Below are 13630 nucleotides of genomic sequence, written 5' to 3' on the forward strand. Positions count from 1 at the left end.
CGACATGAACTCGCTCAACCCAGCCGTCTCCACGCCGCGCAGCCTCGATCCGGCCACCGTCGCCGTCGTCGCCTTTACCGTGATCGCCTGGGCTTCCGCCTTTCCCGCGATCCGGGCCGGGCTGACGGCGTTAGGGCCGATCGAGCTCGGCGCCGCTCGTTTCGCGATCGCGGCCGTCCCGAGCGCGATCTTTCTCGCCATTATGCGCCCTGCCCTGCCCGGCTGGTCCGATGGCTGGCGCTTCCTTCTTGGTGGGTTGGTTCATGTCGCGCTCTACACGACCCTGCTGAATTTCGGCGAGAAGACGGTCTCTGCCGGCGCCGCGAGCTTCATCATCAACGTCAATCCGATCATCACCGCCGGATTGGCGATGCTGATCCTCGGCGAACGCTTCGGGCCACTCGCCTGGCTCGGCACCGCGATCTCCTTCGCCGGCATTGGCCTGATCGCATTAGGCGAAGGCCAGGGCATCGAGCTCAGCACCGGCGTCCTCTTCATCCTTGGCGCTGCACTCTGCCAATCGGTCACCGCCGTCGTCCAGAAGCCGCTTTTCGCCCGGCACAAGGCGCTCACCGTCTCGGCCTGGAACATGGTCGTGGGTGCACTGGCCCTCTCCCCGTTCCTCCCGCATGCCGTCAGCCAGTCGGCCTCTGCGTCGAGCGAAGCTCTCTTTGCCGTCGTCTATCTCGGGATTGTGCCAAGCCTGCTCGCCTATGCGACCTGGACGATGATGCTCGCGCGGCTGCCTGCGGGCCGCGCCTCGAACTTCATGTATTGCGTGCCACCGGTCGCGACCTTGATGGGCTTTCTCTGGCTCGGCGAGGCTCCGACTGCACTCGGCATCCTCGGTGGGGTCATGGCGCTGGGCGGTGTCGTGATTGTCAATCTGAAGCGCTGAGAGCACCAGCTTCCCCCACGGGCGCCCGCTGCGATACTGTTCCTCGCCTGCCCCGCGAGGATGCGTATGACCAGTGATCAGCCCAGTGCCATTCAATCATCTCCGTCTGCCGCTGGCGTTCGCGTACGACCATTGGTGGGGGAAGACTGGGTCGCACTCCGCGCGCTGCGCTTGGTTGCGCTTTCCGACACGCCGGAAGCCTTCGGCGCGAGCCACGCCGAAGAGGCCGCCCAACCGGACAGCTTCTTCCGCTCGCGCCTCTCGGCCGAGGAACCCAACAGGGTCTTCGGGGCCTTCTCCGACAGCGGTGACCTGATCGGGATCGCTGGCTTCCGTGCAACGACCTCCGCCAAGTCGCGCCACAAGGGCGTGCTCTGGGGCGTCTATGTCGTGGCCGGCTGGCGCGGGGACGGCGTCGGCCGCGCCCTCGTGGATGCCGTCATCGGACACGCCGCCCGCCACGTCCTGGTGCTCCAAGCTTGTGTCGTGACGACGAACGGTGCCGCGCACTCGCTCTACGCCCGGCTTGGCTTTGCCCCCTATGGCATCGAGTCCAAGGCGTTGTACGTCAACGGCCAGTTCTATGACGAAGCGCTTCTGGCGCTGGATTTCACGCAAGCCACCGACGCTTGAGGCGCTAGCCCAACGAGCGCCGGCCGAGGCACGATGCGAACTCACCGCGGCCAGCCCGTTGGGAAGAGCCGGGATCCATGCCTGAGCGCCGGCGGAGATGTTCCAACCCGTATCCGAGGCCCTACGGAACGGCATGTCGCCCGCCTCAGAAACCCTGCGCCTCCAAAGCCTTCTCGTTCTCGGTGATGTAGTCGCGGATCACCGGCACAGCGCTCTTGTGCGGCCCTAGCAGGAGCTGGAAAACCATGTCCCCCCCGATATCGAACGAGATCTCGCAGGCCGAGAGGTAGAACTCCCACATCCGCGCGAAACGCTCGCCCATCATACCGACGACCTCCTCGCGCTTGGCGAGAAACCGCTGTCGCCAGGCAGCCAGCGTCCAGTGGTAATGCCGGCGCCAGAACTCGCAGTCCGACGACCAGAGCCCTGTCTGCTCGACCGCGGCGAATACCTCCGACATCGCTGGGGCGTACCCGCCCGGGAAGATGTATTTGTCGAAGAACGGTCCAGTGAAGCCCGGAGGGCCGACCCGGCTGATACAGTGCACCAACGCAATCCCGTCCGGCGTCAGAAGATCGCGGATCTTCTCGAAATATTCGAGATAATGCGCAACGCCGACATGCTCCATCATGCCGACCGAGACGACGCGGTCGAAGCTGCCGGTCAGTTCGCGATAGTCCTTGTTGATGAAAGTGACGCTGCCGCCGACCCCGGCCGCTTCGGCCCGCTTCTGCGCCGCCGCCATCTGGTCGGGCGAGACATTCAGCCCGGTCACCTTGGCCCCACAGGCCTTGGCGAGATAGATCGCGAGCTCGCCCCAGCCCGAACCGATATCCAGAACCGTCATGCCGGGTTCGATCTTCAGCTTGGCCGCGATATGGCGGAGTTTTGCCTTCTGCGCGGCTTCGAGCCCGACCTCCGGACTATGCCAATAGGCACAGGAATAGGTCATCGTCTCGTCGAGCCAGAGCCGGTAGAAATCGGTCGGGATATCGTAGTGGTGCTTGACCTTCTTGCCGGCCACGCCGAGCGGGTTGTGCATGCGGAAGCGCCGGATGCGAAAGCGGATGTTGCGGATCGCCTTTTGCAGCGGATGCTTGCGCATCTCCTTGCGCTGCAGCCAGAACAGGCTGAGCAGGTCATGGATCGTCGAGCCGTCCTCGAAATTCACCCGCCCGTCCATGTAGCCTTCGGCCAGGGCCAGTTCGGGATTCAGAAAGATCTCCCGCTCGATCTTGTCGTCCGAGAAGCGCACGGTGACAGCCGGCGCCGTCTTGTTCTGACCTGCGAACAGGATCGCCCCTGGGCCCGGCCCGAAGACATGGCGCTTGTCGTCCGGGGTGATCACCGTCAGGCGTCCTTGCCTGACGAAGCGTTTCAGAAGTCGCGGCAACAGCAGCATGCAAGCCTCCCAGCCTTGCGCGACCTTAAGCCGAGCGGTCGGCGCAGGGAAATGCCGAGCCGGCAGAAGGATGCGGAACTGGCGAGGTGTTGCGCGAACTCCATATCGGCGGTTGCCGATACCCGCAGCGACAGCGTAGTCCTGAGGCCGAAACGGGCGCCCGTGTGTCCGTCACTGAGCGGATGACGGCGAGACGATGTCCTGGCGCGATTTCTGGAACAGCGAGCACGCGATCTATGTCTCGCCCCGTCACAAGCTGCTGCATTACCGCCAGATCGCCACCGACCTGATTCGCCATATCCCCTCGCCCGAGGCGGTCGTACTGGATCACGGTTGTGGCGAAGCCCTCGCCGCCGATCGCGTCGCCGCAGCCTGCGCCAGGCTCTATCTCTGCGAGGCCGCCCCGAGCGTGCGTGAAAAGCTGCGCGCGACCTTTGGCGCGATCCCGGCGATCACCGTCGTCTCGCCGGAGGAGATCGAGGCACTGGACGACGGCGCGCTCGATCTCGTCGTCGCCAACTCGCTGATCCAGTATCTCGGCCGCGAGGAGCTGGCGCAGTTGCTCCTGCTCTGGCGGCGCAAGCTGAAGCCCGGCGGACATCTCGTCATCGCCGACGTGATTCCACCCGATGTCAGCGCGCTGACCGACGCCACGCAACTGCTCTCCTTCGCCTGGCGCGGCGGCTTCCTGATTGCCGCGCTCGGCGGGCTCGTACGCACCGCGTTCTCCGACTACCGGAAGCTGCGCGCCGAGTACGGGCTCTCGACCTATAGCGATACCGCCATCGTCACTTTGATCCGAGAGGGCGGGTTCGACGAGATCGAGCGCCAGCCGAACTTCGGCCACAACCCCCACCGCATGACCTTCCGCGCCCGCAATCCGGGCTAAGCCGCCACTAGATCATCGGCCCGGAAATCGTATCCGGACAGATGATCTAATCCTTTGTGTTTGCATCGGCCTTCCCGAAAACCGCAATCCACATTTCGGGCCGATGCTTTAGACGCCTTCGCGATCTGCGAAGGAGAAGAATTTATGGCCGAGGAAGGAGAACACCATCACGAGCAGCGTCGTGACGATCTGCATCGGCAGATAGGGTAGGCCAGCCCGCGTCACGAAGATATGCATCAGGATGCCGGTCAGCACGAAGCCGCCCGCTGCGATCAGCGCAAAGCGCCAGGTCGCTTGGGCGTGGCTGTGCGTAGCGTCAAAGGTCAGCCAGCGATTCAGCGTATAGGACACGACCGCGCCGAGCGTGAAACCGGCAAGCGTAGCCGGCACCGGGGCGACCCCGCCAAGCTCGACCAGTCCGATCAGCAGCGCATAATGCGCCACCGCCGTCACGCCACCGGAGAAAACATAGGCCACGATCTGGCGCGACTGACGGGGAAGACGAGAGAGAGGCATCCCCGCCCTCTACAGCATTTTCCTGCTGGCCAGTACCGGCTCGCGTGAAGGCCCGCGCAAGCCCCGCATGGCACACTCAATCAAGGCAGCCCAGGCAAGGCGCGAGGCGGCGCAGGTCCGGAAGTCATCAGATCGCGGTGTGCCGTGATGGCTTCCGGAATTCCGACCGGAACGCTCCGCGCAGCCCTTCAGCCGGCATCGCCACCGCCGGCGAGATTGGCGGGCATCCCGCCGACCGGCATGTCGAGCCCCTGCTTCAGCGTATCCAAATGAAACTCCCTGATACGACCGCTCGTGGGATCGCTGACGAAGGCGCTGTTCCCGACGATGCCCAGGCTCGGCGTCGGCGATTTCGCGCCGTACTGGCAATCGAAGGCGGGTACCGCGTCGAAGCTGGCGAGTTCTCGCCAGGCCGGCGCGATTTCATAGACGCGGAGCTTGCCGTCCGGTGTGAGGTTCGCCAGGCGGTCGCCACCGGCGTCGAGATCGAACTGGCAGGCTGGCTGACCGCCTGGCACCGGCAGGACATCCGCGACCGAGAGCAAGGTTGCGGCAGGGTCGATCCGCAGAAGCGCATTGTATGGCCCCTTCAGCCCGTAATTGGCGACGGCATAGCGCGCGCCCGTGCGCGCCTTGATGGCACTGACGCGCCGCTCGTCGGGATAGGCGATCTTGCGCGCAGTCCAGCGCCCGGACGTATCCCGGGCGAGGACGAGAACGCCGCCATCCACCCCGTCATTGCAGCCGAAGACGTGGCGCCCCTTGCTCTCGGCATAACCGTGGAAGAGCTTGCAGGAGGCGTCAGTGCGTGCAGGATCGTTGAAGCTTGCGACCCGCTTCCAGCCCTTGCCGCGCTCGAGGATTTCAAAGCCGTCCGGCCGAGACGAGGCGCTGCGGTCCTCGCCCTTGGCGTAGATCGCATTCGGCACCGACATCAGCCACTGCCGGCGCCCGAGCGGAATGGCAATGCCGTGCTGCGGCGCCGGGCTTGGCCATATCTTGCTGACGGGAGACTTGCCATCCAGGCTCTTGAGATCGACCAGCACCGCCTTCGGCTCGCTCTTGCGCTCCCAGGGCCTGTCTCCGTCGAAGAACAGCGCAATCTGCCCATGCCTGGAAACGACATGGGCCGGGCGGTCGCCCTTCACGGCGAAGTCGAGCAGCCTGACCGGCCCCTTGTCGACATCGACGTGATCGCCATGAGATTCATAGCGCAGTCCGCTATCGAGGAAGCGGATGGTGCCAACCTCGTCGCCTGTCTTGATGACGATGAAACGGCCGCCCTCGGCGCTGGCGAAGGACGGGTTGGGTTTCGGCACATCGAAGCTATGCGTCACCTCGCCGGAGTCGAGGTCGAGCACGCGCACGACCGGCTTCTCGTGATCTGCAAAGACGAGCCGGCCACGCAAGGTGGCGTGATCATGGGCAGAGGCCGCAGCTGCGGCGAGAACAAGGGTAAGCGCAGCTCCCGCTGCGAACTGAAAACGCATCGTTGTCTCCTGTGAACGAAGGGCAAAGGTCCGCCGGTATGCGGACCGGATCTCTCAGGCCGCAGCGGCCCGGCGCCAGACCGGAAATGGGTCAGGCAGGTCGCGGTAGCGTTCCGGTTTGAAGCTGATGGTCGGCGTCTCGCCGAGCAGGCAGGCGTCGAGCGCGCTGGTGATGGCCTGCTGGTCCATGCCCGAGCCAATGAAGACCAGCTCCTGCCGCCGGTCGCCCCAGACCGAATGCCAGTGTCGGTTCAGGATTGCGTTCCATTCGGGATGGTCGGGCCAGCGGCTGCGCGGCACGGACGCCCACCAGAACCCCATCGCCTCGGTTCGGCAGACGCTGCCAGCAAGGCTCATCTCGCCGACCCATTCCGGCCGGGTCGCCAGCCAGAAATGGCCCTTGGCACGGATCAGGCCGTCCCAGTCGCGCGCCAGGAAGGCGTTGAACCGCTCCGGATGGAATGGCCGCCGGGCGCGGTAGACGAAGGAGGAGATGCCATACTCCTCGGTTTCCGGAACATGATCCCGGCGGCCATGGAGCTCCTTGTACCAGAGCGGATGCTGCTCCGCCTTCTCATGGTCGAACAGGCCCGTATCGAGGATCGCTGCGAGCGGAGCACGCCCGAAATCGGTTTCGACCAGCTTTGCATCGGGATTGAGCGCCCGGATGATCTTGCGCACCAGATCGCGCTCTTCCGGCGCGACATCCGACACCTTGTTCAGGACGACGACATCGGCGAACTCGATCTGCTCGACCAGGAGATCGACCAGGGTGCGCTCGTCGTCCTCGCCCGCCGTCTCGCCGCGCTCACGCAGGAAGTCGCGCGAGCCATAATCCTTCATCAGGTTGATGGCATCGACGACGGTCACCATCGTATCGAGCCGCGCGAGATCGGAGAGGCTGGCGCCATCCTCGTCGCGAAACTCGAAGGTCGCGGCGATCGGCAAGGGCTCGGCAATGCCGGTGCCTTCGATCAGCAGGTAGTCGAAGCGTCCTTCCCCAGCGAGGCGACGCACTTCGGCGAGCAGGTCATCACGCAAGGTGCAGCAGATGCAGCCATTGCTCATCTCGACCAGCTTCTCGTCGGTGCGCGAGAGCTTGCCCCCGCCCTCCCGCACCAGATCGGCGTCGATATTCACCTCGCTCATGTCATTGACGATGACCGCAACCTTGCGGCCTTCCCGATTGTTGAGGACGTGATTGAGGAGCGTGGTCTTGCCGGCCCCGAGAAAGCCGGAGAGCACGGTGACGGGAAGGCGGGAATCCATTCGGCATCCATTATGTTATGTTACAACATAACATAAACAGCGATGCGAAACATTGGCAAGCCGGTTTCGACCGGGATGGGCTGATGCCCCCTACGGAGCGAGCAGCTTGTCTTCGGAAAACCGGGGAAGCGACGGATCGCGCCGCGCCGTCGCAATGATGCTGTCGAGCAGCCCGGGGAAGCGGCCGTCGAGTTCTCCGCGCCGCAGGCTGATGAAGCGGGACGTGCCCTCCGCCCGGGCCCGGGTTATGCCCGCCTCGCGCAGCTTGGCGAAATGATAGGCCAGCAGCGAGGGGGAGGCGAAATCCGTAAAACTTCCGCAGCGCGCCTCGAACTCCTCGGAGTCGGCCAGCGCCAGGACGATGGCGAGCCGCGTCGGATCGGCAAGCGCGCCAAAGACCGTCGCTGCGTCAATGCCGTCCATGTCGGGATGAAAGATCGGCTTCATGCCCCGGACATAGGAGATTGCGGCACTCCTGACAATATTCAACGTTCATTGAAATTAAGATTGACGGCAGATCGAACACGATCTTAAATTCAACGATCATTGAAATTTTGAAGGAATGTCCAATGGACACGCGTCTCGTCTGGCTCGCCGGCGGCGCCTTCGTCATCGGCACGGGAAGCCTGATGATCACCGGCATCCTGCCGAATCTGGCGGCCGCCTTCGGCACCTCGATCGATACGGCCGGCTTGCTGATCTCGATCTTCGCCGTCGCCTATGCATTAGGCTCCCCGGTCCTTTCCACCCTGCTGGGCGACGTCGACCGCCGGATGGTCCTCGCCGGCTCGCTCAGCGTCTTCGCCCTTGCCAATCTGCTTGCCGCTTTCGCGGCGAGCTTCGCCTGGCTGATGGTCGCGCGCATCGCCATGGCGCTCGCGGCCGGCGTCTTCATGCCGTCGGCCAACGCGGTCGCGGTCGCGCTGGTCTTACCGGAGCGGCGTGGCCGGGCTATCGCGCTGGTCACGGGCGGCATGACGGTTTCGCTGATTCTCGGCGTCCCGCTCGGCACCGCCATCACCTCCTATGGCGGCTGGCATCTCGCCTTCCTCCTGGTCGCGTTCATTGGCGCCCTTGGCGTCGCCGGGCTGCTCCTGAACCTGCCTGACGACCTGCCGCGCGGCGCCAATTCGCTCGGCGAGCGCCTGCAGGTCGCTCGCCGCGCCGATGTGCTGCTGGCGCTCGGCACCACCGCGCTTTGGACCACCGGCGCCTTCACGCTCTACACCTATGTCGCGCCCTTCCTCGCGACCCATGCCGGCATCAGCGGCCCCTGGCTCAGCGCCGCCCTGATCGTCTCCGGCATCGGTTCGGCCATCGGCAACCAGGCTGGTGGAATGGCGAGCGACCGCTTCGGCCCGGAGCGCACCCTCACCCTCGTCCTCACGGTGCTCGCATTGGCGCTCGCCTCCGCCTCGCTCATGGCGATCACGCTGCCCCCCGCGGCGGCCGTCTTCGTCGCTCCGGCGATCCTCTTCGTCTGGAGCATGGCCGGCTGGGCCGGGCACCCCTCGCAGATGTCGAGGCTCGCCGCGATGGCGCCCGACGCGACCGTCGTCGCGCTCTCGCTCAATGCATCCGCGCTCTATATCGGCATCGCCGCCGGCTCGGCATTGGGCCAGCAGACCCTGCGCCACGGCGCCTCATGGCAACTCGGTTTCGTCGGCGCGATGTGCGAGATCGGTGCACTTACCCTGCTTTGGATCTCCATCCGGCGACGCCGGACCGCGCGTCGCGAACTGGAAATCGGCAGGGTCCCTGTGGCGACGTCTGTGCGTTGAAGAGAGGTAAGCGCGCTTTTCCCTTCCTTCCGCGGCAACCTCCCTCTATAGCGAGCGCCTAGCATTCATTCAGGCGCTCGCTGACTCCCCTTTCCTCGCGGACGGGGATCCGTCCGGCGCGCGCCCGCACAAGCACTGGCCGGACCCATGCCCAAGCGCACAGACATCAAGACGATCCTCATCATCGGCGCCGGCCCGATCATCATCGGCCAGGCCTGCGAGTTCGACTATTCCGGAACCCAGGCCTGCAAGACACTGAAGGCCGAGGGCTACCGCATCGTCCTGGTCAATTCGAATCCGGCCACGATCATGACGGATCCGGACCTCGCGGATGCCACCTATGTCGAGCCGATCACGCCCGAGATCGTCGCCAAGATCATCGAGAAGGAGCGCAACGTCCTGCCCGGCGGTTTTGCGCTGCTGCCGACCATGGGCGGCCAGACGGCACTGAACTGCGCGCTTTCGCTCAAGAAGATGGGCGTACTCGAGAAATTCGATATCGAGATGATCGGCGCCACCGCCGAAGCCATCGACAAGGCCGAGGACCGCGAGCTGTTCCGCGAGGCGATGACCAAGATCGGTCTCGATACGCCGCGCTCGCACCATGTCAGGACGCTCGGCCAAGCCCTCGAGGCGCTTGACGACATCGGTCTGCCGGCAATCATCCGCCCCTCCTTCACCATGGGTGGAACAGGCGGCGGCATCGCCTACAACAAGGGCGAATTCATCGAGATCTGCGAGCGCGGCATGGACGCTTCGCCGACCAGCGAAGTGCTGATCGAAGAGAGCGTGCTCGGCTGGAAGGAGTACGAGATGGAGGTCGTCCGCGACAAGGCGGACAACTGCATCATCGTCTGCTCGATCGAGAACATCGATCCGATGGGCGTCCATACCGGTGATTCGATCACCATCGCCCCGGCGCTCACGCTGACCGACAAGGAATATCAGATCATGCGCGACGCCTCGCTGGCGGTGCTGCGCGAGATCGGCGTCGAGACCGGTGGCTCGAACGTGCAGTTCGCGGTCGATCCTGCCACCGGCCGGATGATCGTCATCGAGATGAACCCGCGCGTCTCGCGCTCCTCGGCGCTGGCCTCCAAGGCGACCGGCTTCCCGATCGCCAAGGTCGCCGCGCGCCTTGCCGTCGGTTACACGCTCGACGAAATCGAGAACGACATTACCGGCGGCGCGACGCCGGCCTCGTTCGAGCCGACGATCGACTATGTCGTCACCAAGATCCCGCGTTTCGCCTTCGAGAAATTCCCCGGCGCCGAGCCGACCCTGACGACCGCAATGAAGTCGGTCGGCGAAGCGATGGCGATCGGCCGCACCTTCCAGGAATCGCTGCAGAAGGCGCTGCGCTCGCTGGAGACCGGACTCGACGGCCTCGATGAGATCGAAATCGAAGGTCTGGGCCAGGGCGACGACAAGAACGCGATCAAGGCCGCCCTCTCCTCGCCGACGCCAGACCGTCTGCTGCAGGTGGCCCAAGCGATGCGCTTCGGCTTCACCGACGAGCAGATCCACGAAAGCTGCAAGATCGATCCTTGGTTCCTCGAGCAGATGCGTGGGCTGGTCGAGACCGAGGACAAGGTGCGCAAGTACGGCCTGCCGACGACGCCCGGCGCCTTCCGCCAGATCAAGGCGATGGGCTTCTCGGACAAGCGCCTCGCTGCGCTCGCGAACCTGACCGAGGCCGAGGTGACCCAGCGCCGACATGCGCTCGAAGTGCGGCCGGTCTTCAAGCGGATCGACACCTGCGCCGCTGAGTTCGCCTCACCGACCGCCTATATGTACTCGACCTATGCCATGCCCTTCGCCGGCATGCCGGCTGACGAGGCCAACCCGTCCGACCGCAAGAAGGTGGTCATCCTCGGCGGCGGCCCGAACCGCATCGGCCAGGGCATCGAGTTCGACTATTGCTGCTGCCACGCCTGCTACGCGCTGCGCGATGCCGGCTATGAGACCATCATGGTCAACTGCAACCCGGAGACGGTTTCGACCGACTACGACACCTCCGACCGACTCTATTTCGAACCGTTGACCGCCGAGGACGTGCTCGAGATCCTCGAGACCGAGAAGCGCAGCGGCACGCTGCATGGCGTCATCGTCCAGTTCGGCGGCCAGACCCCGTTGAAACTGGCGAATGCGCTCGAAGAGGCCGGCATCCCGATCCTGGGCACCTCGCCCGACATGATCGACCTCGCCGAGGACCGCGACCGCTTCAAGCGCCTGCTCGACAAGCTGCATCTGAAGCAGCCCAAGAACGGCATCGCCTATTCAGTCGAACAGGCGCGCATGATCGCGGCCGAGCTCGGCCTGCCCTTCGTCGTGCGTCCGTCCTATGTGCTCGGCGGTCGTGCCATGGCGATCATCCGCGACGAGCCGCAGTTCGAGGACTATCTGCTCGGCACGCTTCCGAGCCTGATCCCGTCCGAGGTGAAGGCGAAATACCCGAACGACAAGACCGGCCAGATCAACACGGTGCTCGGCAAGAACCCACTGCTGTTCGACCGCTACCTCTCGGACGCGATCGAGGTCGATGTCGACTGCCTCAGCGACGGCAAGGACGCCTTCATCGCCGGCATCATGGAGCATATCGAGGAGGCCGGTATCCACTCGGGCGATTCGGCCTGCTCGCTGCCGCCCCGTTCACTCTCGCTGGCGACCATCGCTGAGCTCGAGCGCCAGACCAAGGCCATGGCGCTGGCGCTCGATGTCGGTGGGCTGATGAACGTGCAATACGCCATCAAGGACGGCGTCATCTATGTCCTCGAGGTCAACCCGCGCGCCTCGCGCACGGTGCCCTTCGTCGCCAAGGTCATCGGCGAACCGATCGCCAAGATCGCAGCGCGCATCATGGCCGGCGAGAGCCTCGCGAGCTTCGGGCTGAAGCCCGCTGCTCTGACCCATGTCGGCGTCAAGGAAGCGGTCTTCCCCTTCGCGCGCTTCCCCGGCGTCGACGTGCTGCTCGGTCCGGAGATGCGCTCGACCGGCGAAGTCATCGGCCTCGATCGTTCCTTCGACATCGCCTTCGCCAAGAGCCAGCTCGGTGCAGGTTCCAAGGTACCGATCAAGGGGACTGTGTTCGTCTCGGTGCGCGACGCGGACAAGCCGCGCATCGTGCCCTCCATGCGCATCCTGTCCGATCTCGGCTTCCGCATCCTTGCCACCGGTGGAACGCTGCGCCTGTTGCAGGAGGAAGGCATTCCAGCCGCCAAGATCAACAAGGTTCTGGAAGGCCGGCCGCACGTCGTCGACGCAATCAAGAACGGCGAGATCCAGCTCGTCTTCAACACGACGGACGGCCCACAGGCACTCGCGGATTCACGCTCGTTGCGCCGCACCGCCCTCTTGCACAAGGTGCCCTATTATACCACCTTGGCCGGAGCGATCGCGGCTGCCGAGGGCATCAAGGCCTATTGCAGCGGCGATCTCGAAGTACGATCGCTGCAATCCTACTTCGTCCGCGCCGCCTGAACGGCCGCGCGGCCGAAGCAGTTCTGAAAACGATCGGAAGCTGAACGCAGGCCGCGGGGGACGCGGCCGGCGGGTTCTGGCTTTCGGAATTGGGACGAGAAGATGGATAAGGTTCCTATGACGGTGGGCGGATTTGCCGCCCTCGAGGTCGAGCTGAAGCAACGCCAGCAGGTCGAACGTCAACGCATCATCGCTGCGATCTCGGAAGCGCGCGCACTTGGCGATCTCTCCGAGAATGCCGAGTATCATGCGGCCAAGGAGGCACAGTCCCTCAATGAGGGTCGGATCCTGGAGCTGGAATCGCTGATTGGGCGGGCGGACATCATCGATGTCACCAAGCTCGGCGGCGACACGATCAAATTCGGCGCGACCGTCCATCTGATCGACGACGACACCGAGGAAGCCAAGATCTATCAGATCGTCGGCGAGCCGGAATCCGACGTCCGCTCCGGCAAGGTCTCGATCGGCTCGCCGATCGCGCGCGCCCTGATCGGCAAGAAGGTCGGCGATTCCGTGCAGGTCAACACCCCCGGCGGCGGCAAGTCCTACGAAGTCGTGAGCGTCAGCTTCCGCTGAGGCCTCCGGGGGCATAGAATTGATGCCCCCGGACGATTATCTCGTCGGTGATGCATTGGCATCGGGAGATACAGTCATGACCACCCGTCGCGCGTTTCTCATGTCATCATTGGCGGCCACGGCGCTCGCGTCGTCGCCGCTTGGAGCCGCATCGGCGCTTGCCCAGGCGCAAGGTCCGATCGGCGGCATCCATGTCGATGTCTCCCGCCTCGTCGAGCAAGGCTGGGGGGCCAATGCCGGCACGATCAAAGCCGGCATGGAACGGGAACTTCGGACCGCCTTTGCCGGCGCCATCCAGCGCGGAGGGCCGGTTCTCGTCGTCAAGGTCCGCGGCATTTACCTGACGAGTTACGCTGGCAATGGCGGCGGCCGTTGGGGCGGTGGCGGCGGCCAGAACAACGACAATCTCGACAGTGAGGCGGTCCTGGTCGGCGCAGGCAATCGCGTGCTTGCGTCCTATCCGGTGCTCTCGACGATTTCCGCCAGCTATTCGGGTCCCTGGTATCTGCAGGATATCGATCAGCGCCGCATCGTCAGCCTGATCCAGAACAACGTCGCTTGGATCAAACGTTACGTGGCCGGCTGATCTCGTTCACACGGCTGGGATTGTCGTTGCCGCGTATGGCGCCGCACTCGGTGGCGGCGTAGTTCATTGCTTCAGTTGCGCCCCTGCGGAATGCAGTACGATGTCCCTGT

At 64.6% G+C, this 13630-nt stretch carries 12 protein-coding genes; 7 read left to right on the top strand and 5 right to left on the bottom strand.

The window, feature by feature from the left end; genetic code table 11:
- Positions 1–4: 4 nt before the first annotated feature.
- Together AC1DGP_RS05270 and AC1DGP_RS05275 are read left to right on the top strand one after the other, a co-directional pair.
- Positions 5–898 (top strand): DMT family transporter, encoded by an 894-nt coding sequence (locus AC1DGP_RS05270; protein WP_441505272.1) that lies wholly within the window; start codon positions 5–7, stop codon positions 896–898.
- A gap of 135 nt (positions 899–1033) precedes the next feature.
- Positions 1034–1531, top strand: a complete 498-nt coding sequence (locus tag AC1DGP_RS05275; RefSeq protein ID WP_476831805.1) for an N-acetyltransferase family protein — start codon at positions 1034–1036, stop codon at positions 1529–1531.
- Between the two features lie 145 nt (positions 1532–1676).
- Here AC1DGP_RS05275 and AC1DGP_RS05280 read toward each other — a convergent pair whose 3' ends face one another.
- Entirely contained in the window at positions 1677–2933 is a 1257-nt protein-coding gene (locus AC1DGP_RS05280) for a class I SAM-dependent methyltransferase (RefSeq protein WP_476831806.1), read from the bottom strand.
- 196 nt (positions 2934–3129) lie between these two features.
- On the opposite strand from AC1DGP_RS05280, the gene AC1DGP_RS05285 reads away from it, so the two are divergent.
- A complete protein-coding gene (locus AC1DGP_RS05285) occupies positions 3130–3822 on the top strand; it encodes a methyltransferase domain-containing protein (RefSeq protein ID WP_441505269.1) in 693 nt (230 codons plus the stop codon).
- A gap of 108 nt (positions 3823–3930) precedes the next feature.
- Here AC1DGP_RS05285 and AC1DGP_RS05290 read toward each other — a convergent pair whose 3' ends face one another.
- The 4 genes from AC1DGP_RS05290 to AC1DGP_RS05305 all read right to left on the bottom strand — a co-directional run bounded on the left by AC1DGP_RS05290 (position 3931) and on the right by AC1DGP_RS05305 (position 7544).
- Positions 3931–4338 (bottom strand): GtrA family protein, encoded by a 408-nt coding sequence (locus tag AC1DGP_RS05290; RefSeq protein ID WP_441505268.1) that lies wholly within the window; start codon positions 4336–4338, stop codon positions 3931–3933.
- A 188-nt stretch (positions 4339–4526) separates the two neighbouring features.
- A complete protein-coding gene (locus tag AC1DGP_RS05295; RefSeq protein ID WP_441489405.1) occupies positions 4527–5828 on the bottom strand; it encodes a hypothetical protein in 1302 nt (433 codons plus the stop codon).
- A 54-nt stretch (positions 5829–5882) separates the two neighbouring features.
- A complete protein-coding gene (zigA, locus tag AC1DGP_RS05300) occupies positions 5883–7097 on the bottom strand; it encodes a zinc metallochaperone GTPase ZigA (protein WP_476831807.1) in 1215 nt (404 codons plus the stop codon).
- A gap of 90 nt (positions 7098–7187) precedes the next feature.
- Entirely contained in the window at positions 7188–7544 is a 357-nt protein-coding gene (locus AC1DGP_RS05305) for an ArsR/SmtB family transcription factor (RefSeq protein WP_476768557.1), read from the bottom strand.
- A gap of 122 nt (positions 7545–7666) precedes the next feature.
- Between AC1DGP_RS05305 and AC1DGP_RS05310 the strand changes: the two genes are divergently transcribed.
- The 4 genes from AC1DGP_RS05310 (at position 7667) to AC1DGP_RS05325 (ending at position 13520) form a co-directional block, all read left to right on the top strand.
- A complete protein-coding gene (locus tag AC1DGP_RS05310) occupies positions 7667–8878 on the top strand; it encodes an MFS transporter (protein ID WP_441505265.1) in 1212 nt (403 codons plus the stop codon).
- Between the two features lie 147 nt (positions 8879–9025).
- The gene (carB, locus tag AC1DGP_RS05315) at positions 9026–12358 is read left to right on the top strand and encodes a carbamoyl-phosphate synthase large subunit (RefSeq protein WP_441489409.1); all 3333 of its coding nucleotides are present in this window, start codon (positions 9026–9028) and stop codon (positions 12356–12358) included.
- Positions 12359–12460: 102 nt separating this feature from the next.
- Positions 12461–12934 carry a transcription elongation factor GreA gene (gene greA, locus AC1DGP_RS05320; RefSeq protein WP_113513985.1) on the top strand — a complete coding sequence of 158 codons (474 nt, stop codon included), beginning with the start codon at positions 12461–12463 and terminating at the stop codon, positions 12932–12934.
- A 76-nt stretch (positions 12935–13010) separates the two neighbouring features.
- Positions 13011–13520, top strand: a complete 510-nt coding sequence (locus tag AC1DGP_RS05325) for a hypothetical protein (RefSeq protein WP_441489410.1) — start codon at positions 13011–13013, stop codon at positions 13518–13520.
- Positions 13521–13630 lie beyond the last annotated feature (110 nt).

This window comes from Allobosea sp. 05T433 (assembly GCF_056396065.1).